The organism is Yaniella soli, from assembly GCF_054782375.1.
On record NZ_BAAGSP010000009.1, the window covers coordinates 15017 to 39316 of the forward strand.

Genomic DNA, 24300 nt, shown 5'->3' on the forward strand with positions numbered 1-24300 from the left:
AAGCCGGTTGTGTTGAAGCCACGAACCTTCCTCCTTTATAACAATCCTTGTGGATGAAGAACCAGTCTACTGTGCCGCACTCGATATCTACCAGTTCTTCGCTGCCTCGACATTTTGGCCTGTTAACGTGTGCTGTCCTGCAGCTTTTCTCAAGGCTACAGGACAGCAGGAACGGATCAGTATGAGGTCTCGTTAACTAGACGGTGCCGTCTCAGTCTCCTCGTCAGCAGATTCTTCTTCTTGGTTTTGGCTGCGTCTCCGGAGAATGCGTGCATCACGGTCTTGAACTGGCTTCGACTGGCGCTGGAAGAGTGCGTATAGCGGAGCCTGGATAAATAGTGTTGCAACGGTACCGACAATGATTCCCACAAAGATGGAGAGGGAGATGTCCCGTAGGGTTCCAGCGCCCAACAGACCCGCACCAATAAAGAGAATCGAGCCGACCGGCAGGATGCCAACGATGGATGTTGTGATCGAGCGGACCAGGGTCTGGTTGACCGCTAAATTCACCAGCTCGTCGAACGTCCGTCGTCGGTCTTCGTCGAGGTTGCTTGTGTTCTCTCGAATCTTATCGAATACAACCACGGTGTCATACAGCGAATAGGACAAAATCAACAGGAACCCGATGATCGCTGCCGGGGTGACTTCGAAGCCAACGGCACCATAAATGCCGACGGTGAGGGCCACGACATACATCAGGCCAATGATCGCTGCGGCTGACATCTTCCACGTCCGGAAGTAAATTGCGAGATAGAGCGCAACGAGAACCAGAAAGACGATCAGACCAATCAGCATTTGCTGGGATACTGCGTCACCCCATGTTGGTCCAACGAAGCTCGACGTAACCTCGTCAGCGGTCACGTCGTAAGCCTCAGCGAGATTGCTGGCCACCTCAAGTGTTTGTTGGTCCGACAGTTCAGCAGTCTGGACGCGCATGGTACCAGCGGCGACGTTGGTTGCCGTCACTTCGCTTTCAGGCAGCGTTTCTACGACAACTTCTTCACCGATCACTGGATCCGTATTTTCCACACCCGAAACGGTGAATTCAGATCCGCCCGTGAAATCAATCCCGAGGTTGAACCCACCGCGCAGCGCAGTAATGCCACTGGCGACCGCGAGCAGGATGAGAGCAGCAATAAACCAGGTCTTCCATTTCTGCACAAACGGGTAAGATTTCTTGCCCGCGTACAGCTCATTGCCCCACGTTGCTAAGCGACTCATGAGTCCTCCTGTCCGGGCTCGCGATCTGACGATCTGGTTGTTTGTAAGGCCTCGGCTCGCTCGGCGGCTCGCCGTTCAGCAATGGTCTGTCTTCGTTCAGCTTCTTTACTGGAGCGCTTATTCTTCTTGGCGCGCTTGCTGGCAACTTCTTCATCACTGCGGAATTCTCGAATGCGACCGGCCCCCTGATATAGGGGTTTCTGTCCCAACAGCGACGGATCCATACCGGACAATGGGTGGCCACCCGCAAAGAACTTGGTCGTTGCCAATAGCTTCATTACTGGATGGGTGAACATGAACACGACGATCAGGTCCGCAATCGATGTCAGGCCGAGAGTAAAGGCGAAGCCTCGCACGTTGCCTACTGCAACGAAGTACAGCACAACAGCGGCCAACACGTTGACGAGTTTTGAAACTGTAATGGTTCGTTTGGCGCGTTCCCAACCGTAGTTCACAGCTGAATCGAACGGTCGACCGTTGCGCATCTCATCCTTGATGCGTTCGAAATACACAATGAACGAGTCTGCGGTCAAACCAATCGAAACGATAATGCCCGCAATTCCGGCCAGGGACAGTCTGTAGTTATCGGACCACCCCAGCAGCACAATCGCAAGATACGTCAAAAACCCCATGATCACGATGGATGAGAGGGTTACCAAACCGAGTGCACGGTATTGGAAGAACTGATATATGGCAACGAGTCCCAAACCGATCAGACCTGCCATGAGACCCCAGAACAGCTGATCTTGACCAAGGGTTGCGGAAATCTGCTGTTCAGATTCGACTTCGAATGAGATCGGTAACGCCCCGTATTCCAACTGTTCTGCCAGCTGGGCGGCGCTCTCTTCATTGAAATTGCCAGATATTTGCGCTTGACCGTCGAGAATCACGGCCTGTGAAGTTGGAGCCGATACGATTTGTCCATCGAGCAGAATGGCAAATTGATTTTGCGGGGGCTCCATCCCGGTGAGACGCTGGGTGACTTCGCGAAACGCTTCAGACCCTTGCTCCTCAAACGCGATATTTACAACCCACTGGTTAGATGAAACGCCCGTGGGGGTAGAAGCCATACCGTAGTCGGCAGAGTCGATCTGGTCCCCGGAAATTTCCATCGGGCCCAAGATATATTTGGCACCCATCTCGAAATCACAGGCAATGATCGCTTCGTCAGCCGGCAGATTATCCCGGATTTGATTTGCATCCGGATCGCTGCAATCGTACCCCTGAAATTCTTCAAAGAGCTCTGGAGTAATCCAGTTTGGGTCAGAACCATTTTCAGGAGTTGCCTCTGGTTCTGAAATTTCAGAAACATCGGCCCGTTCTTCCTCGGGCGTTGGCGTGAAGGATCCGGAGGTAATAACCGAGCGGAATTCCATGTTGGCGGAAGCCTGAATCAGTTCACGTGTTTGTTCGTCCGGGCTGCCTGGCAGGGATACCACGACATTATTGTCACCCTGAGTATTGACTTCTGCTTCTGATACACCAGAGCCATCAACACGTTGGCGGATAATTTCGACCGCTTGATCCAGTTGTTCGGAAGTGATCTCTTCGCCTGTGGAGGTCTCTGGCGATAGCACCATTTGGGTACCGCCCTCGAGATCGAGTGCCAGCAGCGGCACACCATCAGAATTATTGGTGGCTACACCGACACCCAAGATGGCGCCTAGGCCAACAATGATCGTCGCTAGCCACGCCAGGGTACGCCGGGCGCGGGATTGTGGGGTCTTAGACGCCATAAGGTTAACGGGCTTTCGATTTCTTGTTCGTCAACGAGGGATAACTTGTCTTAGCGGTCGTCGCGCGGGTCGTTGTATTCCGAACCGTACTCGTTGCCTGAAGAATCAGGGGAAGCCTGCTCTGGGTAGTCCGGAACGTCATCAACCGAGATGTCGGATTCTGGTAACTCTGGCTCGGTTTCTTCAACAACCTGGCCAATGGCTTGCAGGTGAATCGTTGCGAAATGCCCCGGTGAAAGTTCCATGGTGGCTTTGTTTTCGTCGTGATCGACTTCGATGATGGTGCCGTAGAGACCAAAGGTAGTCATTACGTCCATACCAGGCTCCAGGGACGCCCGCTGTTGTTGCTGCGTTTTCATTGCCTTGCGGCTGCGTCGAATCATCATGAAGAACAGCAGTCCCAGCACGGCGAGCATCAACAGCATGAACATGCTCGAACCGCCCTGTTCACCACCACCTTCAGCTTGGGCGACAAGGGTGGCCAATTCTGGGTTATACGTCATCTAGACCTCTACCAACTAACTTGTTGTCGTACTCGTGCGTTCAGTGACACACACGAAAGAACTGCCGTATTTCCGGCGGATTACACATACTGCCTGAGCCTATACTAATGGTCGCGCTAAAATACTGTGAATTTGGTGTCCCACAAGAGCTTGACCTGTTCACACTTGAAAGCGGTTATTCGCCTTCATCAGTAAAGAGGATGTCGTCCATGTCTTCTTGGACTGCGGAATGCTGCCGCGCGTGCGTAGACTCCGCCGGATTTCTTGCACCGGTCGGGCTATCATTCATCAAAGACCAGAGTCCTTGTGTCGCGGAATCATCCGGTGGCGTAAGACCCAGGTGTTCCCATGCAGCAGGCATGGCGATGCGTCCACGTGGCGTTCGGCCGAGTAATCCTTCACGGACGAGATATGGTTCGGCCACTGTTTCGACCGTCTCAACTTCTTCGCCGACCGCTATCGCCAACGTGGAGAGCCCTACCGGTCCCCCATGGAATTTCGAGCACAGTGCGTCTAAAACAGAACGGTCTAGACGATCCAGGCCTCTCGAATCGACCTCGTACATTTCCAGCGCAGCGGCGGCAGCGCGTGCATCAACATCGTGTAACCCGCTGACTAAGGCCCAGTCCCTCACTCTACGCAGTAGCCGGTTCGCGATTCGTGGGGTGCCACGAGAGCGCGTTGCTATTTCACTAAATGCTTCGTTGCTCAGACGCATATCCAGCATGGCTGCGGAACGCCGTAGGACCATTTCGAGTTCGTCAGTGGAGTAGAAGTCCAGGTGACCGGTGAAACCGAAGCGGTCGCGCAGGGGCCCCGGCAACAAACCAGCCCGTGTTGTAGCTCCAACGATCGTAAAGGGCGGCAACTCTAGGGGAATAGATGTCGCGCCAGCGCCTTTACCTACGACGATGTCGACGCGGAAGTCTTCCATGGCCATATACAACATTTCTTCTGCGGGCCGTGACATTCGGTGAATTTCGTCGAGAAACAACACCTCCCCTTCGGTCAAGGAGGACAAGATGGCAGCTAAATCACCCGAGTGTTGGATCGCCGGTCCTGAAGAAATTCGTAGGGGTGCTCCCATCTCTTCGGCCACGATCATCGACAGCGTTGTTTTGCCGAGACCAGGGGGCCCGGATAGCAGAATATGGTCAGCAGTTGCACCACGCAATTTTGCGGCTTCCAACACCAGCGACAGTTGGTTTCGCACCCTGTGCTGACCCACAAAGTCCGCTAGATGTCGTGGACGCAGTGCTGCTTCGACCTCTCGTTCCTCATGTGAAACGCTACCTGCGACGATGCGTTCACTGTTCGAGTCCGAGGAAAATGCAGATTCAGTCATAAGTTTAGAGTCGTTGCCTTGTCTGGCCCTCGCCGAGATTTCGTAGTGTTGCTCGCAGTGCAGCAGAAACATCTGTCGACTCGGCTAATTCAGGTTCCGCTTCTAGAGTCTGATCGATGCCTTTGACAGCATCCTTTTCGTTCCAGCCCAGCCCGGTTAGTGCCTCCTGAACCTGCTCTTTCCATACGGGCCCTTGGGGTTGAGCAAGTTTGCCAGTCGCCGTCCCGGTTTCTTCTCTCGGCACAAGTTTTCCAGAAAGCTCGAGGATGATCCGTCGGGCAGACTTCGGCCCGATACCGGAGACCTTCGTGAAAGCCTTGTCGTCTTGCTGGTCAATATATTGGCGTATCTCGTCGGGATCGTACATTGAGAGCACTGCCAACGCGGTTCGTGGACCAATACCTGATACTGACATCATGATCTCAAAAATCTCACGCTCGTCCGCAGTGCTGAAACCGTAGAGCACCGGATTGTCATCGCGTATCTGCAGCAGTGTTTGCACCGTGACATGTTGTTTGGTTCGTAGCGTCGACAAAGTATTGGGACTTGCCGAAAATATATACCCCACACCGCCGACGTCAATCACGGCGTTATCGATGGCGATATGTTGGATTTCGCCCGTCAGCGATGAGATCATGCATGCTCCCTCTGATGGTTCTCACCACCAACTAGTCTCGAACGAACCTACGGCAACCGTAGTCGATTAGCACATTGACGTCCTACTTGGCGCGCCGTTCTGCGGCAAGCCACAGTTGCTGTGCAGCCGTCAGATGCCCTTGTCCCTGACGGCTGGAAAACTTCGAAGCCTTCGCGGGGCTGGTGAGTTTCCCGGTATCCAGACCACGACCGAAGAGGCCACCTCGCCATGCGTGGGCGATCGCAATTGCTATAGCATCGGCCGCATCGGCAGGTTTTGGCGGTGTGGCAAGGCCCAGGATGCGGGTGACCATCGCTGTGATTTGTTTCTTATCTGCACTACCTGAACCGGTCACGGCGGCTTTCACTTCTGATGGGGTCAGCAGTGCCGCAGGAATGTTCTTCCTGGCTGCTGCAGCAATCGCCACGCCAGATGCCTGAGCGGTCCCCATAATGGTGGGCGTATTGTGCTGAGCAAACATGCGCTCTACAGCCAGATGGTCTGGCTGATATTTGGCGAGCCAGTCATCCATGGTTGCGTCAATTATCGCTAACCTGTCACCGATTGGGTCAGTGCTGGGGCTACCGACGACGACCACATCCACGAGCCGGGCTTTCCGATTTGCGGCGATGTCGACTACCGCAATGCCACAACGGGTCAGACCTGGGTCCACTGCACATACACGCAACCCTGTGGATGTTTGAGATGAGCCGCCTTGGTTGACCACTTAGGCGTCCTGCGATGCCAGTTCGTCGAGCACTTCAGCAGAAATTTCTACGTTGGCAAATACATGTTGGACATCATCAAGCGCTTCAACTGCGTCCCACAGTTGGATAAACGACTGGGCTGCTTGCGTGTCGAGTTCGACTTTCATCTGTGCAAGGTATTCGACCTCATCAGTGTCATATTCGATACCGGCTTCATCAAGGGCTTTCGCTACGTCTTGTAGATCTGATGGGTCAGAGACGATTTCGAAAGCGTTACCGGAGCGCACGACGTCTTCTGCACCGGCTTCGATCACAGCCATCATGATGTCGTCTTCTGTGTGGTTTTCAGCAGGCACGCGAACCACACCGCGACGTTCGAACATGAAAGCTACCGAACCAGGATCGGCCATAAAGCCCCCGTTGCGGGTCACCGTTGCACGAACCTCGGATGCGGCACGGTTGCGGTTATCGGTTAGACATTCCACGAGCAACGCTGAACCCTCGGGACCACGTACTTCGTACATGATCTCGGCGTAATCGACGACTTCGCCGGTCAACCCGGCACCACGTTTTATGGCACGATCAATGTTGTCATTGGGCACAGACTGTTTTTTCGCCTTGGCAACAGCCATTTCAAGACCGGGGTTGCCCTGGAGGTCGGCGCCCCCTGCGCGAGCTGCAACTTCGATTGCTTTAATGTGATTCGCATACATTTTAGCGCGCTTTGCATCCAACGCCGCTTTCTTATGCTTCGTTGTATGCCATTTTGAGTGACCTGCCACTGTATATAGCTCCTCCCCCGCGTACTACCACGGACGTTAGCGTAAAACTGACTGCCCTTATTATAAGCGCTTGCCTATTATTCAGCAGTCTTGGGCCCTGACAGGCTTAATCGCTGGTGCCCGGCACCAGTCAGTAATACGTGCAGCCATGTCAATACGGCCGATTCGAATCGTCCAGGATCCACGTTCCACTCACGCGTGTGACGAGCATCTTTGAAGCGTACAAGATTCACCAAGCGACGGTTCTTTGTCGCCAACTTTATTGATGGCCCAATGGGCACAAAGTCGTCGTCTTCCGAATGCAAGATCAACATCGGATGGGTGAGGTCAGATGACCGAGTGACCCAATCAAGTCGACGCAGATCTACCGGTGAAGCTAATCCCGTAATCGTCTTTCCCCACGTGGATTCAATCAGCCACTGCCCGAGTCTGCCAGCGCTGTTTGGCAGACGGTTCACTTCTGCCTGGTGGCGCAACACATCCATCCAATCGATCACTGGACCCACGAGCACCAGTCCGCAGACGTACTGAGCCAAGGTTGAGTGGTGGACGGCTTGCAAGCTGACGGCTCCACCCATGGAGTATCCTGCCAAGACGACCGATTTCGCACCGTGGTTCAGCGCGTACAAGATGGCAGCCTCAATATCTGGCCATTCTGTTGCGCCCAAGCCATACTTGCGATCTCGAGCATCGGGGGCCTCTCCGTCATTTCGATACGACACGAGCAAACCGGGCATCCCCATGCGTTGGGCAACACCCATCATGCGAAGACCTTCGTTGCGTTTCGATCCCCGTCCGTGCACGGTAATCAGCCAAATGTCAGCGTGGTCTGTGTGTCGAACCGGTGGGATGAACCATGCCGGGGCAAGGCCGTCATCCACAGAGATTAAGACGTCCTCATACGCATATCCTGCTTCTGCCGGGCTTGGCCACACAAAGCCAGCCCACCGGCCCCGAACGGCAGTTGAAAGATCGCCGCTGTAAATTTCTTCGACCACTCGGGTAATGCTCTGCTTTCGGCGATGCGTTGCTACGATTTCACCGATTCGAGCCACTCCCTGTCCGTCGTGAAATACTAGCGCGTAGCTACCCTGGACGGTCGTATGACTGGTCATGGCTAACTCGAGCAGATCTTCACCTTGAGGCCCGGCTCCTTGGCTGTATCTGTAGATCCTCACGTCTTCTGCAGGATGAGGATCGGGGGTTACCACGGTGCGAGCAAAAATTGAGGCTAACGTCGGTATCGTGGCAAGTGCTGTGCCTGCTAAAGCACCGGTGATAGCACCGATGGCCGACCAGCGTACCGTACGTTTTGCTGGACGACTTTGAGTTCTCCAAAGTGGCGTTCGGACGAAGTTGCGCTGGTTGGCATCACCCATGAATACATTCTGACCCGAATCAGCCTATTTCGCCAGTGTTGCAAACACTTTCCCCTGATCGCATATGCTCGTTTTGCAGTCAGGCAAATCTCTGGCCGACACCGAGGGATTCACGATATGTTGGGCCCATGACAAGTTCCTCAGAATCAGCCCGCGCCACTAACCAGCCAATGCCTCGTGAAGAGGCTCTGTCACTGTCAGACCAGCAGTGGAAAGAGCGCCTCAGCGATGAAGCGTTTCAGATTCTGCGCCAAGCTGGCACCGAACGACCATACACCGGAGAATACTGGGACACCGAGTTGGCAGGTACCTATTCCTGCCGTGCCTGCGGCACCGAGCTCTTCTCCTCAGACACGAAATTCGATGCTCGCTGCGGTTGGCCATCCTTCTACGCACCGACAGATAATGACCAAATTCGATATGTCGAAGATCAATCCATGGGCATGACGCGTGTCGAGGTGCGTTGCGCGAATTGTGAGTCGCACTTGGGCCATGTTTTTGCTGGTGAAGGCTTCGATACACCAACTGATCTGCGCTATTGCCTCAATTCGCTCAGCCTGGATTTGACAAAATCTGACAATTAATTTGGTCCTGCTGGGATTGCGGCGCGCCGCCACCGAATCCTTCAAGTACGGGTTTAACCTAAGAGTGTGAATCCACAACAATCTCATGCGCAAGCCTTGCACGCCGCGCCGCAGACTTTCAGGGTCGCTTTGGACCAGCTGCGGCAGGCCGTCACGCGCGACGAGGTTGAACTCACCGAGGTGCTCGCACCAGCGAAATTAGCGCCCTACGCTGTGGCGATGGCCGCTGAGATTACGGACGGCCAGGGAGAGGCGTTGGCCGTGGGACGCTTCATTCTGTTGTATGACGACGAATATTCCGATGTCTGGGATGGCAACTTCCGGATCGTCACGTACATTCGTACGAGTTTGGAAGCAGATCTCGGCGATGATCCATTGGTTTCAGAAGTCGCATGGACGTGGATGGTTGAGGCCCTCGACGAAGCAGATGCTACGTACCGCCAACCCGGTGGTACCGCGACCCGTGTGCTGTCCAAAGGCTTCGGCATGCTGGACCAGCGAGTCGAAACAATAGATTTGGAATTGCGCGCCTCTTGGACGCCTGCCGGCGACAACCTAGATAGACATCTCACTGCTTGGAGCGCTATGGTGTGCACGTTCGCCGGTTTGCCACCCATCTCAGAGGGTGTAGTTCCGCTCAGCCCAGTACAACAAAGGAAATAACGATCGCAAGCGTGCATCTCACCGCAGATGATTTCGAGGATCCGAAACGTCTCCAAGGCACATCGCAGTCTACAGATCGCGATACCGAGCCAATTCTCCTCGAAGAACCGCAAGGTGGGATTCCGCCGGTTATTGATACTGAGGCACAGTTACAACACGTTGCTGACAAACTGCGTCAAGGAACGGGTGCTGTCGCCGTGGATACCGAACGCGCAAGTGGGTACCGCTATGGCCAACGAGCCTTCCTCATTCAGCTCAAACGCGAAGGTGACACAATTTGGCTCATCGATGCCGAATCGCTGGACAACTTAGATCCTATTCAAGACGCATTATCCGGCGTGGAATGGATTCTGCACGCTGCTATTCAGGATCTCCCGTCGCTTCGCCAAGCCGGTCTCTGGCCAGATCGTCTCTTTGATACCGAGCTCGCTGGCAGACTCTTGGGCTACCAGCGCGTAAGCTTATCTGCTCTGCTAGAACACAAGCTCAATGTCAGCCTGGCAAAAGAACATTCGGCCGCCGACTGGTCAGTCCGCCCATTGACCGAGGATATGCGGAACTACGCGGCACTTGATGTTGAACTGTTGCACGAGCTCCGGGCTGCAATGCAACAAGAGCTTGCAGACGAGCATAAGCTTGAGATCGCTTATGAAGAATTCCATTCGCTGTTGAACCGACCGCTCAAGCCGCCACGGAAAGATCCGTGGCGTAAGACGTCTGGAATTCACGAGGTGACCGATCGCAGCACGTTAGCCATCGTGAAATCCTTGTGGACGACTCGCGAAAAGCTTGCGAAGTCACGCGATCTGCCCCCAGCCAAGTTACTCAATGACCGTTCCCTCGTGGCCGCCGCCAAGGCTCAGCCCCGCACCGTTCCGCAGCTCATGAAAATCCCGAGAATGCGCAGGAAAGCGGCATCGCGGGATGCGCGACGCTGGCTGCAAGCTATTCAAGACGGGATCAAGATGGCGAACGATCCCGACAAGTTACCGCCCATGCGGGCTTCATCGCAATCCCCGCCCGCGGTGAAAGCATGGCGCGAGAAGGAACCGCTGGCTGCGCGAAGGCTACAGACCTGCCGCGCCCGGCTGAGCCGAATCGCCCAGGAGCAAAGCATCCCGTTGGAAAACTTGCTCTTGCCTGAGACATTACGAGAAATATGTTGGCGTCCACCGGAACCGATCACACCGGAGTCAGTCGAACGTCGCCTCAAGGATCTTGGTGCCAGGCCATGGCAAATTCAGGCAGCGTCTGCGGTCATCACCGTGGCCCTACTGGATCCTGATCCGCTAGAAAAATAGCCTTTTACTCGAATGCAGCCGGATGCTGCGGAAACGAACAAGATGGTGACAAACTCGCGATGAGCTGCTGTCGAAACACCCCGTCTAGACGCACCTTTCTCACAGCAGGCGGAGCCGCCACCGCAGCGTTCACATTGGCTGCCTGCTCTACAGGCCCCGAACAAGAAACCTTCTCGGGTGGAGTGTTCACTGAAGCGGTAGAACTCGACAGCCTCGCGGTAGGAGCATCGATCCAATTGGTGGTCGGTGCCGATCAAGTGCTATTGCATCGTGAGACCACCGATACGATTCACGCTTATTCAGCGGTGTGCACCCACCAGGGCTGCGTTGTCGGAGCAAATGCTGAAGATCCCTCCGGGCCGTTCATCTGTCCCTGCCACGCGTCCAATTATGACAAGTTGACCGGTGAAGCTGTGGCCGGGCCGGCCCAACGACCACTCACCCGTCATCAAACCGCAATAGAAAACGGTTGGGTTCTCGTTGAGGTCGCCGAAGCCTAACGGTTGCCGCTAGTCGCCGGGATGTTTATACCGTCCCCGGCTTGGCCTTGGCCTACCCGCAGACTGACGTGAGTATTTGTTGGCTGCCGGATCCCATTCTGGATCTTCGGCTTTTCTGCGAGGGTAGTGTCGTTTGATCCACCACCACCAGGCAAACGAGCCAACACCCGGCAGAATGAGTATGGCAAGTACCCAAACAATCCGTTGGGTACCGTTTAACGGAGAATGACTAAGACTCCAGACTGACCACCCCATGAAGACTACGAGGACAAGCGCGAGGGTGGTGATGGAGATATCAACGAATATATGGATGGCTGACTGCTTTCGAGAAATCGCCGATTAGTACAGTGCGACTTTCTGTGTTGGTAGAAAAATCTCATCGAGGATCGATAGATCCTCGTGTGTGAGCTGATAGTCGAGGGAGACGGCATTTTGATGTACTTGGTCGACACGAGTTGCACCGGCAATAACCGATGCAATCGGTTGTTGGGCAGCTAGCCAACCGAATGCCACATCGACTTCACTGATACCCCGCGCCCGAGCAAATGAGGCAAAGCTGTCGAGCTGTTCCCAGTCTGCTTCTGCCACCATATGCTGGCGCACATGCGAGAGTCTGGCCTCTGCCGGACCGCCCTTGGCAGTGTATTTTCCTGTCAACAACCCGTTATTGAGCGGGAAGTATGGGAAGACTCCTAGGCCAAACTCCCGAGCCGCGGGAAGCACTTCTAGTTCGGCACGACGGTCCATGAGGTTGTAATGATTTTGAGCAGAAATGAAGCGCTGCGCTCCCAACTGCCGGGCAACGTACTCGGCCTGAGCGATCTGCCAGCCAGCAAAATTGGAATGGCCAATGTAGCGAACTTTGCCATCGGCTATGAGCTGATCCAGTGCCGAAAGTGTCTCATCGATCGGCGTATGGACATCAGGGGTGTGGTACTGCAATAGATCAATATAGTCGGTGTCAAGGCGACGCAATGATGCTTCAACAGCCGAGATAATGTACCGGCGAGAGCCTCGCGCGCCGAAGTCGGGACCGTTTGCTCCTGCCATATCCATACCAAATTTGGTACCAATCACGACATTGTCTCGCACTGGTTTCAGTGCTTGACCCAAATAGTGCTCAGATAGACCCTGGGTTTTGCCGTAGGTATCTGCGGTGTCGAAAAACGTGATGCCCGCATCTACCGCTGCCTGCACGACCCGAAACGCCCCATCAGCGGTTTCTGTTGCGGTTTTGGGGCGTCCTAAATTATTGCATCCGAAGCCCACTGCGGATACCACCAGTCCGGAATGACCAACACGACGGTACTGCAAGATTAGTTCCTTTCCACCTTCATCCGGTCGACTCGAAATTCGGTCTTCTTCAACGCCTCACCGGCAAATTTCATAGCCTTGTTCCGGTGCACAGCATTGACCTGGAATCGGAAGAGGCCCTCATCGGATGCGGCGTCCCAATCCTCGACGGCGCCGATCCCCCGCCAAGCAAGGAGCGCCGTGTACTCAATGGCAAACTTTTCGGCGTTGGTTTCCTCGACCGTCGTAGGCGAGGAACCTTTGAGTTTGACCGACACCGTGAAGGGCTCATGTTCGATGTCGTGCGCATCCACGTAGCCATCGGCTGTGTTCTGTACTGCGAACGACTCCAGTAGCGCCTCGGCTTCGTCTGAATCCGCCATGCGTTCCACCGTGGTTGTGCCGGATTCTCCGACTTTTCCGTGATGCACCACGAACTCTGACGTGTCATCATCCCACCATGCTTCTCGGTAGTGTGTGGGACGAGGTGCGTCGTCGGGAATATGGTACATGCGGACAATGCTCACGGTGATCCTTTGTGAATGCGGGACAGGTAGTGAAAATACTTGTCTACGATACTACCGATGAAGTACCACGCGAAACGGCTTTAAACGCTTGATGGCCCGAAACCCAGTGGTCGGGTCTCGGGCCATCATCACGTCAAGCATGTTGACGTTCAGGTGCTATACCTTTATTTTGTGCGATCAGCCATCTGACGCAAGACGAACTGCAGAATACCACCGTTGCGGTAGTAGTCAGCTTCACCAGGGGTGTCGATGCGCACGTTGGCGTCGAATTCAACCTTGGTGCCATCTTCCTTCGTCGCTGTCACGTGAACACTCTTTGGAGTGGTACCGTTGTTCAGTTCGGTGATGCCGGAAATGTCGAAAATTTCAGATCCGTTGAGCCCAAGTGAATCTGCGGACTCGCCCTGTGGGAATTCCAGAGGTAGGACGCCCATACCGATGAGGTTTGAACGGTGGATCCGCTCAAATGATTCGGTGATGACGGCTTTGATGCCCAACAGTGCGGTGCCTTTGGCAGCCCAGTCACGGGATGAACCGGAACCGTATTCTTTACCGCCAAGCACGACGAGCGGCGTGCCTTCTTGCTGGTAGTTCATAGCGGCATCATAGACATATGCTTGTGGTGCACCATCTTGAGTGAAGTCGCGGGTGAAGCCACCTTCGACTCCGTCCAGCATCTGGTTGCGGATACGAATGTTCGCGAAGGTACCGCGGATCATGACTTCGTGGTTACCACGACGTGAGCCGTAGGAGTTGAAGTCTTTCCGAGCAACGCCGTTCTCGAGCAGGTACTTGCCGGCTGGTGTATCCGATTTGAACGCGCCTGCTGGCGAAATGTGGTCGGTGGTGACCGAATCGCCCAGTTTCAGGAGCACGCGTGCACCTGCTACGTCTTCAACAGGTTCTGGCTCAAGCGTCATGCCCTCGAAGTACGGCGGTTTCCGTACGTAGGTGGATTCTGGATCCCACTGGAAGGTCTTGCCTTTCGGTGTGTCCAGTTCCTGCCAACGATGGTCACCATCGAAGATAGTCGAGTATTCTTCATTGAACATGTCAGTGTCGATCGAGCGATCGATGATCTGCTGTACTTCGGTTGGATCTGGCCAGATCTCAGACAGGAAGATGTCGTTTCCTGCGCTGTCTTGACCAAGTGGCTCGTTTTCGAAGTCGAAGTCCATGGTGCCGGCCAGGGCGTATGCAACGACCAGTGGCGGCGATGCCAAGTAGTTCATCTTGACGTCAGGGTTAATGCGGCCTTCGAAGTTCCGGTTACCGGAGAGCACCGAGGTGACAGCCAAATCGTTATCGTTGACGGCTTCTGAGATCTTTGGATCCAGTGGACCGGAGTTACCGATACAGGTGGTGCAACCGTAACCCACGATGGAGAAACCAAGTTCCTCGAGGTGTGGAATCAAACCGGATTTCTCGTAGTATTCGGTAACCACGCGTGAACCTGGGGCAACGGAGGTTTTGACCCATGGTTTCGAGGTGAGGCCCTTATCGACGGCGTTGCGTGCCAGCACGGCAGCCGCCATCATGACCGATGGGTTCGAGGTGTTGGTGCACGAGGTGATCGAAGCGATCGCAACTTTACCGTGATCCAGTTCGAATTCGCGTCCGTCGTCAAGTGCAACATCTGCGCTACGGGATGGACGTCCGACTCCGACTTCATCAGTATCGGCGAAATCGTGGATGTCCTTGCGGAACTGATCCTTCGAATCGTCAAGAATGATGCGGTCTTGTGGACGACGTGGGCCCGAGATCGATGGCACAACACTGGACAGGTCCAGTTCCATGTACTCGGAGTAGTTGACTTCGTTGGCTGGATCGTGCCACAGTCCCTGTTCTTTGGAGTAGGCCTCAACAAGTTTGATGTTCTCTTCGGAGCGGCCAGTCAAACGCAGGTAATCCAGCGTCACCTGGTCGATCGGGAACATGGCAGCAGTGGAGCCGAACTCTGGGGACATGTTGCCGATCGTTGCACGGTTTGCCAGGGGCACTGAGCCCACGCCTTCACCGTAGAACTCGACAAATTTCCCAACAACGCCGTGTTCACGCAGCATTTCTGTGATGGTGAGCACCACGTCAGTTGCCGTGGCACCGGACGGAATTTGACCGGTCAGTTTAAATCCAACGACGCGTGGCACGAGCATGGAGACGGGCTGGCCAAGCATGGCGGCTTCAGCTTCGATACCGCCGACGCCCCACCCGAGGACGCCAAGCCCGTTGACCATGGTGGTGTGGGAGTCCGTACCAACACAGGTATCTGGGTAGGCGCGCAGCACGCCGTTGACTTCGCGAGTCATCACGGTGCGTGCTAGGTATTCGATGTTGACCTGGTGGACAATACCCATGCCCGGAGGAACAACTTTGAAGTCATCAAATGCGGTCTGGCCCCAGCGCAGGAACTGGTAGCGTTCGCCGTTGCGTTGGTATTCGATTTCAACGTTGCGTTCGACAGCGTCTGGTGTTCCGAAGTGGTCAATTTGCACCGAGTGGTCGATGACCAGTTCGGCTGGCGCTAACGGGTTCACCAGTTCTGCGTCGCCACCGAGGTCCGTAATGGCTTCGCGCATGGTGGCCAAGTCGACAACACACGGCACACCGGTGAAGTCTTGCATGAGAACACGGGCCGGGGTGAACTGAATTTCAGTATGTGGCTGAGCAGCATGATCCCAGTTTGCTAGCGACTGGATCTGCTCCTTGGTGATGTTTTCACCGTCTTCTGTGCGGAGCAAGTTCTCTAGTAGAACCTTTAATGAGAAAGGAAGGTTCTCAGATCCTTCAACCTTGTTGAGCCGAAAAATTTCGTATTCAGCACCATCAACGTCTAAGACGCCTTTGGAACCGAAGCTATCAACTGTAGTCACAGTGGACTCCTCTTTTCCCGCCCACGGGGGCGATTCCATTGTCCTGTGTAAGTCGTGTCGCTCAACGCATGCAAGTGACGCGCCAGGGCACTGCCGGTGCGAACCGCCCAGCCCGGTCAACGCATGCGTGGGCGGCGTGGCTTTTATTCTAACGCGGGTTACGCGTCATTGCGTGATTGTCTCAGCGCGGCTGAGGGGCGAAATGTGGTAACCATCTCCATATGGAAGGTGTCTGGAAACAGATCGTAAATGGTAGATTCTTCAATCTCCCAGCCGTGTTCGACCAGCCATTTCGTGTCTCGTGCAAACGATGCGGGATCACACGATACGTACACGATTTTCTCCGCTGCCAACTGGTGAATCCGAGTAATTGTAGCTCGGCCTGCGCCTGCCCGAGGCGGGTCGAGTACGACCGAGTCCACTCGTTGATCAGCGAGGCCACCTTTCGCAATCGGCGCGTGGGGACGTTGTACCCATGAACCAAGAATGCGGTCGGTCAGCCCATTGATTACGAAGGCTTGCTTTGTATCGTGCAAATTTTTGCGGGCATCGCGCGAAGCACCGGGTGAAGCTTCCACGGACAACACGACCCCGTCTTCACCAACTCCGTCTGCGATGAACTTCGAAAACAGACCGGCTCCCCCGTAGAGATCCGCGATGACCTGGCCGGGTTGTACGTCGAGTGCGTCCATCACGGCGTTAACAAGGGTTTCGGGAGCGTCTCGGTGAACCTGCCAGAAGCCGTCTCCGGAAATGCGGAACGTGTGGGAACCGTATTTCTCGGTTTCGACTACCTCATTGAGCCAGGTTCGTCCGCGCAGACGTATCATCTCGAGGGGTCCAAACTGCTGAGAACGGAGCCCCACTACAACAGAAACCTTCGAAGGCAAATGGATGAGACGCTTGCGCCACTGGCCAATATGCTGCTCAAGAAGTTTCTTATTGGCAGCTACCGCGTCTAACGGGAAGATCACGACGAGCACTTCCTCGCCATGGCCAGGCGTGGCTACTTCAACCCGTCCTGCCCCGGAGAAATCGATATCCCAGAGTTGTAGTGCATCCAGTTGACGAACGCCCAGCGGAATATTGCGCACAGGGACCACTGTGGCTGACCGATGCACGTTCATGGCCAATCGTCCCGAAGAGGTTACTGAGAAGGCGTTTCGTGTGCGCCAGTGCAGCCCAGTTGGTTCGTCTTCAGCAACACCGACGACTTGTGCTTCAACGTTGAGCTGGCCAATCCGTGTCATGGTGTCACGAAAAACCTGCGCTTTGAGCCGACGTTGGTGTTCCAAGGTGATGTGCCCGAATTCTGCACCACCAACGGGATGGCGCCCAGAGGCGTGTGCCCGAATAGAATCGGCCAGCTTCCACTGATGGGAACGGCGAAACTCAGACGGCCGCACCACAGAAACCGTGTCGGCCCGCCAGAAGCGAGCGTCCTCCCCTCCAGCGGTCACAGCAGCATTGACAATTTCCCCGGGGATGGCATGCCGCACGAAAATGACGCGTCCGTCATGGCGTGCCACGCAATGTCCGCCGTGAGCCATCGCACCGACTTCTAATGTGAGAATTTCACCCGCATCTTTGTCCTGCTCCGCCAGGTGCGCGGCAGTTTGTGCATCTGTGCTTGTCATTGATCGGCCTGCTTCAAGTTGTGTAGTGAGTGTGGTTTCCGTGTGAAACTCGGCAAACCGATTTTCACGCTTAATTCAGTTATCAATGTCTTTCCCACTATATTAGTCGCCCACCTAGTGTGATGTATCACTGTGTAGCGAAGTGTCATATTCTTGGGTCTATTTCTTCTTCATGCACAGGGGCGTCGTCATCTGAACTCTTCGGGTCAACACGTAGACGGGCATTTGCCGGACGTGACACGAGCCAACCAAACCACAGCACCAGCGCATATAACGGTACGCCCATAACTAATCGTGCTGTACCCAGGGCAACGACATCATCAGCCCAATACATGGGAAGTTGCACGACGAGCCGAGCAGCGAACACCAGTACCATCAACAACGTGGCTATTTGGTACTTTTTTCGTCGATAAGGTTGCTTCTGCCAGCTGACTCCCTCACCGCGAATCCAGCCATAGATCAGGCCCATGATAGGCCATTTAACTGCCATCGAGAGGGCAAAAGCGAGACCGTAGGCCGCAGAGATATAAAACCCGATCACATAGTATCCACGGGCATCATCTTGCATTAGCGCGACGCCAGCCGAGACGGCCACACCAATGACACCTGCCAGCGCTTGGGTCATTGGCTGGCGCTGAATGAGTCGTAGCACGCTGGCCAGTGCAGCAAGTCCAACCGCCAAAATGGCTGATGCCCACACGTCGGTTGTGACAATAAAGGTCACCAAGAATACCAATGCCGGTACTATCGCTTCAGCGATGCCCCGTATTCCACCAACCGAACCCAGTAGGTCAAGGTCTCCAGTCGAGGTCACTGAAGTTTGGCCGGCAAGACGTTTCGCTACCTGTTGAAGTTGGTCGTCGTGTTCGGGGTGGTCGTCAGCGCTGCTCAATAGGATGCTCGTTTCTGGTTCGGCTTTGGACTGCATTTCCTAGCCGGTGTATTACTCAGGTTTTGTCCGTGCCTGCTTCGCTTCTTGGCGACGTCGTGCAGCGGCTTCTCGCATCGCTGCTTGGACGTTTTCAGGCGGGGTCAGTTCCAACATTTGGCGAGCCGGCAGGGGCGCGTCACCGCGATCGATGACCGTATTTTTTAGAATCTCATAGAGCATGCCGGCTTCGTTTTTGTTCAGCGCCGCTTTGCCCATGATCATCGCACGAATCATCCACCGTGGCCCATCAATGCCTAAGAACCGAGCAATGCGTTCACCCTTGCGTCCGTCGGGCAGCTCGGCTGGGATGCGAATGAGCAATTCATCACCAAATTCCCCTTCTTCGATGGTGACGCCGGCACCTTTTGCGGTCTTATTCTGATCGTACATTTCTTGGCGAATCTCGTCCCATTGACCACCTGAACGAGGTGCGGCAAACGCTTGAATCTGTAGTGTTGAGTTTTCGTGTACGGCTGAGACCGCGAAGACTTTTTGCTTTGCCTGTTCTTGCTCCAGACGGTATGAAACCTTTTTGCGCATCGGCACTTTGATGGCTCCGAGGTCCATATAGCCTTTGCTGAAGTCTCTGGACTCTACTTCGAGGATATCGAAGGGACCTTCTGGACGCTCATCAGCAGCTGGGACGTCATCATCATCCCGCAGGTGCTCGGGCAAAACGACTGTTTCGGCTTGAACGTTTCTATTGCGTCCAAAAAGCATCGTGAAAAACTCTCCTTTAGATTACGAAAATCCGACGAACTACTGCCGTGTGCTAAAGCCTCCGGTGGAACCAAAGCCACCATCGTTGCGTGCGGTCTCCGGCAGTTCGTCAACGTCCACAAAGTTCGCTTGGTACACAGGCTGGATCACCAACTGTGCGATACGTTCGCCACGCCGCAGTTGAATCGTTTCAGTGGGATCAAGATTAATGAGGGGCACTTTGATTTCGCCGCGGTACCCTGCATCGATCGTACCGGGCGCGTTCACCACACTCAGCCCGGCGCGCACTGCTAGCCCAGAACGTGGATGTACAAATGCGGCAAAGCCGTTGGGAATCGCCATGGCCACGCCGCTTGGGACAAGTTGGCGTTGTCCGGGATGCAGGGTGACATCGATGGTCGTGACGAGGTCTGCCCCTGCATCGCCTGGCAGCGCGTATTCTGGCGCGTTCAGCTCCGCATCCAGCATCGTCACTTCTATGGTGAGCTGATGCGGCGACTGCTCGTCTGTAGATTGTCCGTCTGACATCTCGCGCCTTCTCCTGGTTCTATATCAGTAGTGCCGGCTCTTAGTCTAGCGACCAGCAACGGGGAATACCCAAAATGGTGGCAACATCAACTCGCGCTGTAGGCTGGGAGTCATGACTGAAAATGCTGACACGCGAATTGGGCCCGGCGGCTCACCGATTGTATACCAGGAGACACTGCGACCTACCTGGCCTATGTGGCTTATCGTGCTTATTGCCGCTGGGATTGGCTGGCTCACGTTGGCTCCCTTCGGAACCGGTTGGGGTATTGGTTCGGGCGTCGTCTTAGCGCTGGTCACCGTGTTGATATTATTGTCCTCGACCACCGATATCACCGTATCTACCACGCATGTACAGGTCGGACGCGCCACCATTGCACGCGAACACGTTGGGACTGTGACTGGCTACCGTGGAGATGATGCCTTTGAACAACGCGGCCCAAACCTTCACGGCCTAGCATTTCTCCATTTGCGCAGCTGGATCAAATCGGTTGTGCGAATTCAAATTGAAGATCGTCAAGATCGCACACCGTACTGGTTGACCTCAACTTCCCATCCCGAAGCGCTGACCGAAGCCCTGGGCGGCTCCATGTTCACCCCAGAAGATCCGGAAGTCAAAGACGATGAAGATATTCCGCAGTGGCTCATTGATGCTGAGCGTGAACAGCTCGAAGCCGAACAGCGGCAGCAAGAACAATAGTCACACAATTTGTTGTTAAATAAGTCAAAGGGGCAACCGTGATCACACGGCAAGGCCCCTTTGGTGTTATTTTTTGTGATTTTACGTCAGTGCACGCCGTGTGGACGGCGCACAACTTTTAGCCCATGCAGTCCGTGCAGTAAAGCATGCCGTCTTCTTCCATCGCGACCTGGGAACGGTGGCGTACCAGGAAGCAGGAGGCACACGTGAATTCATCTTGCTGCGCCGGCAGAACGGTCACTTGGAGTTCTTCATCGGAGAGGTCCGCGCCAGGAAGTTCAAATCCTTCCGCGGCTTCGGCCTCATCCTCGTCAACTGCAGCGGACTGGGTGTCAGTCCGACGGTTCTGCAGTTCCTCGATGGAGTCCTCGCGAAGTTCGTCATCGTTCTTGCGGGGGGCGTCGTAGTCCGTAGCCATGAATCTCGCATTCGGTAGGTTGTCACATCATGTTTTGATGCATATGTTCAGATGCTGATCTACGTTTTATCACGAAGGCTCAGATCTGTGAGTCAGATTCACCTTGGGCGGATTCCGACTCATGTTTTCGTGGTGATCTAACCTTATTGCCGCCTACAATGCAAGTCTGAAGTTATGGCTGATAGATATGTGGCTGAGATGACGCTATAAATCCGCGCCACACCGGTGTAATTCCGACCTTTTGTCAGGCTTGCATGGCAGAGTTCACAAAGAAGCAGTATATGTTCGGAGGCCTTGCATGGGTTCATCTATCACGCACGAATCCGCTCGTCGGCTTCGGTTAGTAGGAGTAGCCGACAACGGCGACGAGCTCGTCTTGTCCACCAGCGACGGTGAAGAATTCTATCTACCAATTACCGACGCGCTACGAAACGCCGCGACGCGCCCAATCGGTCGACCTTCGGCTGCAGCAGCGGATGAAGCCGCCGAAGAACTCTCGCCACGTGAAATTCAAGCAATGTTGCGTGCCGGTGCCACGATCGATGAGTTAGCCGTTCACCACGACGTGAATCGCGAGAGATTAGAAGTCTATGCAACCCCTATTGTGGCCGAACGTGATTGGATTGCACGGCAGGCGCAAGAATTAGAGGTCGCAGCACCCCAATTAGGTAATCATGCTTATGAATCAGTGTTTGGCGATGACCCTGCACTTTTAGGAGAAATGGTAGCCCACCGGCTAGAAGCCATGGGCCTTGATCCTGAAACAGTCGAATGGGATGCTTGGCGTGAAACTGACTCGGCACTCTGGACTATTTCTGCGAACTTCTCCATCCAGGGGCTCGGAGATTCTTCCATTGGCGATCCTCCCCCGGCGTTATGGACATACAAACTGCAATCGCAGCATCTAGAGAACGCCAACCGTTGGGCGCAAGTGCTCAGTGAATTCGGCCCTGCCGACTCTCCAGTAGCAGCCACGACACCTCGCAACCGTCTCAGCACGGTGACTGACGCGCCGTATAACGTCGAGTCTGACAGCTCAGCGAGCGATTCCCAACAGCACGCCGATCATGAGTCGCACGAAGAGCTGTTGGATGTATTACAGGCTCGGCGTGGACAACGCCTAGGCGTAGATGAAGAGTCGGATGACGAGTTGGCCGCCATGATCACCCGGGACGAGGAACCGGCTACACTACAGCGTCCAAAACTCGTGGTATCTCACGACGAAGACGATGTGGCTACCGATGACCAAGAGATGTCGGATTGGACCACCGAAATCGAAATCGCGTGGTCTGATGAGGATGCTGACGACCCTGCACGCTGGAATGGCCAAGAAGTCGTTGCGGGCCACTTCGAAGCTGATGACTCTGAACAGGATGACGAGTCGACAGACCAGCAGCTAGAAGGCCAGACTGATGTTTTCGACGATATGGGAGACGAGGACACCGCAGAAGCACTCAAGACTACTGAGCCATCTGGCAAGTCTCGTCGACGTCCCACGGTGCCAAGCTGGGACGAAATTATCTTCGGGACTCGAAAAGATACCTAGGGCTTAAGGCTGGCGAAACAGTAGCCATGGTACCCGGACCTCGCTGGGCGTTGGTGCGCCATGATGTCCAACCATAGCGAAACTCTGAGGGGCCGCCCGACGCGCATCATACAGCGCGATAGGCGCATGGCTTGCGACAATAAGGTCGCCGATGCGTGGTCGGACACGGTCATCAACTGAACCAAACCACCCTGCAGCAATGGCTTCGTTTCGTGTGACAATCCAAGCCCGGTCACCAAATCGTTTCGTCCACTCTTCGTGGGTCTTGGCCCTCTCCGACTCTGATGCCTCAAGTTCAAAATGTAGTTGAACCATGCGCGGTTCACCCGCTGTATGCGCCACGTTGGCTATCAACTCTGCATCCTGGGAATAATCAATGCGATGGTCTTCTTCAATGTGCACCATGCCGTGATCTGCGGTCAGAGCAGCCAGCGTGCCAGCAGGTAATTTTCGTGTCATGCGTTTCATGTTGGAGTCAATTTCCTCTAATACTTCCAACCACTGACTCGACCCCGGACCATACTGATGCCCTGCTTTATCAAGCTCATTCACATACAAATAGACCAAAGCACCTGGTTGTTGTGCTTCAGCAGCGGCCCGGTTGAAGCGCTTCGCGAGGTGGTTCTCGCCAACAAACCGGGGCCCCTGCAGCGATGCTCTGGTCAACGCTGATGTTTCAAAAGCCGATAGCGATACGGCCACCGGCGCAATCTGGTGTTGTCCGGACTCGCGCTGTGCATTGAGCGCTTCAAAAACCGTGAGATTCGGTTGCCAAAGATCCGGGTCGGTCCGTTCATCCCAACCACCTAGTTGGTTTATCACCACGTCTCGATCCGGATCGTAGACATCGTAGCCGACTAAACCGTGTTCACCCGGTGCTAATCCCGTACCCAGAGATGACAAGCCAGCAGCGGTCGTTGATGGAAACACCGACGACATTTCGGTTTGTGCCGCAGATTGTTTCTGCATCACGCTACGCATACACGGCGCATGTGCTGCATACTGTTCTAGTTGCTCCAGTCCCAGACCGTCGACAAGCAGCAAAATAGCAGCGTTAGCCCGTGGGAGATCCAATGTATTGGGGATGTTTGCGCCCAGACTTGCGGCCATTGATGGCAGAACATGCGTCAGGTTGCGTTGTTGGTTGTATCCGGGAGGAACGGCCATTGTCATGTGGCATTCTCGAGTATCGCATCACGCAAGGTTCGGCTAAAGGCGAGGGCTTTGTTGACTGCTTGCTGTCCGTCAGCCTTGCCAGCAATGCGTAGTACTAAATCTTCTGTGATGCGGGTGCCCATATAACCATGATCGGCGTCGCAGTCTGGGTCATCACAGAGGTTGGGGACAAACTCCATGCGCGCACCACCGGCCCAGCTCAACACGAGGGTGACTTCCGACGGAGCTTCGCCTGGTTCGTAATGTTGGGGGTTATCATATCCGGTCGTCACGACGCAGGAGCCGATTTTTGACAGTGGCACGATCTCGGTGGCTACCGAAGCTCGTGGCGGTCCGCCTGGGACCTCATCTTGGAGGTCGTTTAAATGCAATGCGGCAAGGACGTTGCCGGAAGCTAGTACCAATACGGTGATATGACGATGCAGATCGTCATATCCAAAGTGCGTTTCGACGTGCACATAGTGCGATAGGATCTCACGATCACCTAACTGTTGAACCATGACGTCGGCAACAAGCTGTGGGTAGAACCCTGCACGTTCAATATCGAGGGCCAACTCGGTTGGCAGTACGGGCTGTGACATCTTAATGGGTTCTCGTCC

The 24300-nt window shown here is 54.8% G+C and carries 24 protein-coding genes; 6 read left to right on the top strand and 18 right to left on the bottom strand.

The window, feature by feature from the left end:
- Positions 1–192 precede the first annotated feature (192 nt).
- The 8 genes from secF to ACYVJT_RS06500 form a co-directional block, all read right to left on the bottom strand.
- Positions 193–1221, bottom strand: coding sequence for a protein translocase subunit SecF (gene secF, locus ACYVJT_RS06465; protein ID WP_343957135.1), 1029 nt, complete (start codon positions 1219–1221; stop codon positions 193–195).
- Entirely contained in the window at positions 1218–2957 is a 1740-nt protein-coding gene (gene secD / locus ACYVJT_RS06470; RefSeq protein ID WP_343957137.1) for a protein translocase subunit SecD, read from the bottom strand. The genes secF and secD overlap by 4 nt, the downstream gene beginning before the upstream one ends.
- A 50-nt stretch (positions 2958–3007) precedes the next feature.
- The gene (gene yajC / locus ACYVJT_RS06475) at positions 3008–3460 is read right to left on the bottom strand and encodes a preprotein translocase subunit YajC (RefSeq protein ID WP_343957140.1); all 453 of its coding nucleotides are present in this window, start codon (positions 3458–3460) and stop codon (positions 3008–3010) included.
- Between the two features lie 175 nt (positions 3461–3635).
- Positions 3636–4805, bottom strand: coding sequence for a Holliday junction branch migration DNA helicase RuvB (gene ruvB / locus ACYVJT_RS06480; protein WP_343957142.1), 1170 nt, complete (start codon positions 4803–4805; stop codon positions 3636–3638).
- Positions 4806–4809: 4 nt separating this feature from the next.
- The gene (gene ruvA / locus ACYVJT_RS06485) at positions 4810–5442 is read right to left on the bottom strand and encodes a Holliday junction branch migration protein RuvA (protein ID WP_343957144.1); all 633 of its coding nucleotides are present in this window, start codon (positions 5440–5442) and stop codon (positions 4810–4812) included.
- Positions 5443–5524: 82 nt separating this feature from the next.
- Positions 5525–6169 (bottom strand): crossover junction endodeoxyribonuclease RuvC, encoded by a 645-nt coding sequence (ruvC, locus tag ACYVJT_RS06490; RefSeq protein ID WP_343957146.1) that lies wholly within the window; start codon positions 6167–6169, stop codon positions 5525–5527.
- Positions 6170–6931: a YebC/PmpR family DNA-binding transcriptional regulator gene (locus ACYVJT_RS06495; protein WP_343957148.1), complete on the bottom strand. Its 762-nt coding sequence runs from the start codon at positions 6929–6931 to the stop codon at positions 6170–6172.
- Between the two features lie 77 nt (positions 6932–7008).
- The gene (locus ACYVJT_RS06500; RefSeq protein WP_343957150.1) at positions 7009–8310 is read right to left on the bottom strand and encodes an alpha/beta hydrolase family protein; all 1302 of its coding nucleotides are present in this window, start codon (positions 8308–8310) and stop codon (positions 7009–7011) included.
- Positions 8311–8438: 128 nt separating this feature from the next.
- Between ACYVJT_RS06500 and msrB the strand changes: the two genes are divergently transcribed.
- The 4 genes from msrB (at position 8439) to ACYVJT_RS06520 (ending at position 11358) form a co-directional block, all read left to right on the top strand.
- Positions 8439–8894 (top strand): peptide-methionine (R)-S-oxide reductase MsrB, encoded by a 456-nt coding sequence (gene msrB, locus ACYVJT_RS06505; RefSeq protein WP_425579869.1) that lies wholly within the window; start codon positions 8439–8441, stop codon positions 8892–8894.
- A 66-nt stretch (positions 8895–8960) separates the two neighbouring features.
- Entirely contained in the window at positions 8961–9557 is a 597-nt protein-coding gene (locus ACYVJT_RS06510) for a DUF3000 domain-containing protein (protein WP_343957152.1), read from the top strand.
- Positions 9558–9568: 11 nt separating this feature from the next.
- On the top strand, positions 9569–10858 hold the full coding sequence (locus ACYVJT_RS06515) for an HRDC domain-containing protein (RefSeq protein ID WP_343957154.1): 1290 nt from the start codon (positions 9569–9571) through the stop codon (positions 10856–10858).
- 59 nt (positions 10859–10917) lie between these two features.
- The gene (locus tag ACYVJT_RS06520; RefSeq protein ID WP_343957156.1) at positions 10918–11358 is read left to right on the top strand and encodes a QcrA and Rieske domain-containing protein; all 441 of its coding nucleotides are present in this window, start codon (positions 10918–10920) and stop codon (positions 11356–11358) included.
- Positions 11359–11697: 339 nt separating this feature from the next.
- Here the strand turns inward: ACYVJT_RS06520 and ACYVJT_RS06525 are convergent, their stop codons facing one another.
- From ACYVJT_RS06525 to dut, 7 genes are all read right to left on the bottom strand, one after another.
- Positions 11698–12675, bottom strand: a complete 978-nt coding sequence (locus tag ACYVJT_RS06525; RefSeq protein WP_343957277.1) for an aldo/keto reductase — start codon at positions 12673–12675, stop codon at positions 11698–11700.
- Complete coding sequence (locus ACYVJT_RS06530) at positions 12675–13178, bottom strand: WGR domain-containing protein (protein WP_343957158.1); 504 nt, start codon at positions 13176–13178, stop codon at positions 12675–12677. The genes ACYVJT_RS06525 and ACYVJT_RS06530 overlap by 1 nt, the downstream gene beginning before the upstream one ends.
- 164 nt (positions 13179–13342) lie before the next feature.
- Entirely contained in the window at positions 13343–16048 is a 2706-nt protein-coding gene (acnA, locus tag ACYVJT_RS06535; protein ID WP_343957160.1) for an aconitate hydratase AcnA, read from the bottom strand.
- 158 nt (positions 16049–16206) lie between these two features.
- A complete protein-coding gene (locus tag ACYVJT_RS06540; RefSeq protein WP_343957162.1) occupies positions 16207–17685 on the bottom strand; it encodes a class I SAM-dependent RNA methyltransferase in 1479 nt (492 codons plus the stop codon).
- A gap of 145 nt (positions 17686–17830) precedes the next feature.
- Positions 17831–18613 (bottom strand): DUF3159 domain-containing protein, encoded by a 783-nt coding sequence (locus tag ACYVJT_RS06545; protein ID WP_343957164.1) that lies wholly within the window; start codon positions 18611–18613, stop codon positions 17831–17833.
- Between the two features lie 15 nt (positions 18614–18628).
- A complete protein-coding gene (locus ACYVJT_RS06550) occupies positions 18629–19336 on the bottom strand; it encodes a DUF3710 domain-containing protein (RefSeq protein ID WP_343957166.1) in 708 nt (235 codons plus the stop codon).
- Between the two features lie 39 nt (positions 19337–19375).
- Complete coding sequence (gene dut, locus ACYVJT_RS06555) at positions 19376–19864, bottom strand: dUTP diphosphatase (RefSeq protein ID WP_343957168.1); 489 nt, start codon at positions 19862–19864, stop codon at positions 19376–19378.
- Between the two features lie 112 nt (positions 19865–19976).
- Between dut and ACYVJT_RS06560 the strand changes: the two genes are divergently transcribed.
- Positions 19977–20561, top strand: a complete 585-nt coding sequence (locus tag ACYVJT_RS06560) for a DUF3093 domain-containing protein (protein WP_343957170.1) — start codon at positions 19977–19979, stop codon at positions 20559–20561.
- A gap of 118 nt (positions 20562–20679) precedes the next feature.
- Here ACYVJT_RS06560 and ACYVJT_RS06565 read toward each other — a convergent pair whose 3' ends face one another.
- Positions 20680–20979, bottom strand: a complete 300-nt coding sequence (locus ACYVJT_RS06565; RefSeq protein WP_343957172.1) for a DUF4193 domain-containing protein — start codon at positions 20977–20979, stop codon at positions 20680–20682.
- A 298-nt stretch (positions 20980–21277) separates the two neighbouring features.
- On the opposite strand from ACYVJT_RS06565, the gene sepH reads away from it, so the two are divergent.
- Positions 21278–22525 carry a septation protein SepH gene (sepH, locus tag ACYVJT_RS06570; protein WP_343957174.1) on the top strand — a complete coding sequence of 416 codons (1248 nt, stop codon included), beginning with the start codon at positions 21278–21280 and terminating at the stop codon, positions 22523–22525.
- Positions 22526–22528: 3 nt separating this feature from the next.
- On the opposite strand, the gene ACYVJT_RS06575 is transcribed toward sepH, so the two are convergent.
- Positions 22529–23698 carry an alkaline phosphatase family protein gene (locus ACYVJT_RS06575; protein WP_343957176.1) on the bottom strand — a complete coding sequence of 390 codons (1170 nt, stop codon included), beginning with the start codon at positions 23696–23698 and terminating at the stop codon, positions 22529–22531.
- Positions 23695–24282 (bottom strand): DUF5998 family protein, encoded by a 588-nt coding sequence (locus ACYVJT_RS06580; RefSeq protein ID WP_343957178.1) that lies wholly within the window; start codon positions 24280–24282, stop codon positions 23695–23697. Before ACYVJT_RS06580 ends, ACYVJT_RS06575 begins: the two co-directional genes overlap by 4 nt.
- Positions 24283–24300: the final 18 nt, after the last annotated feature.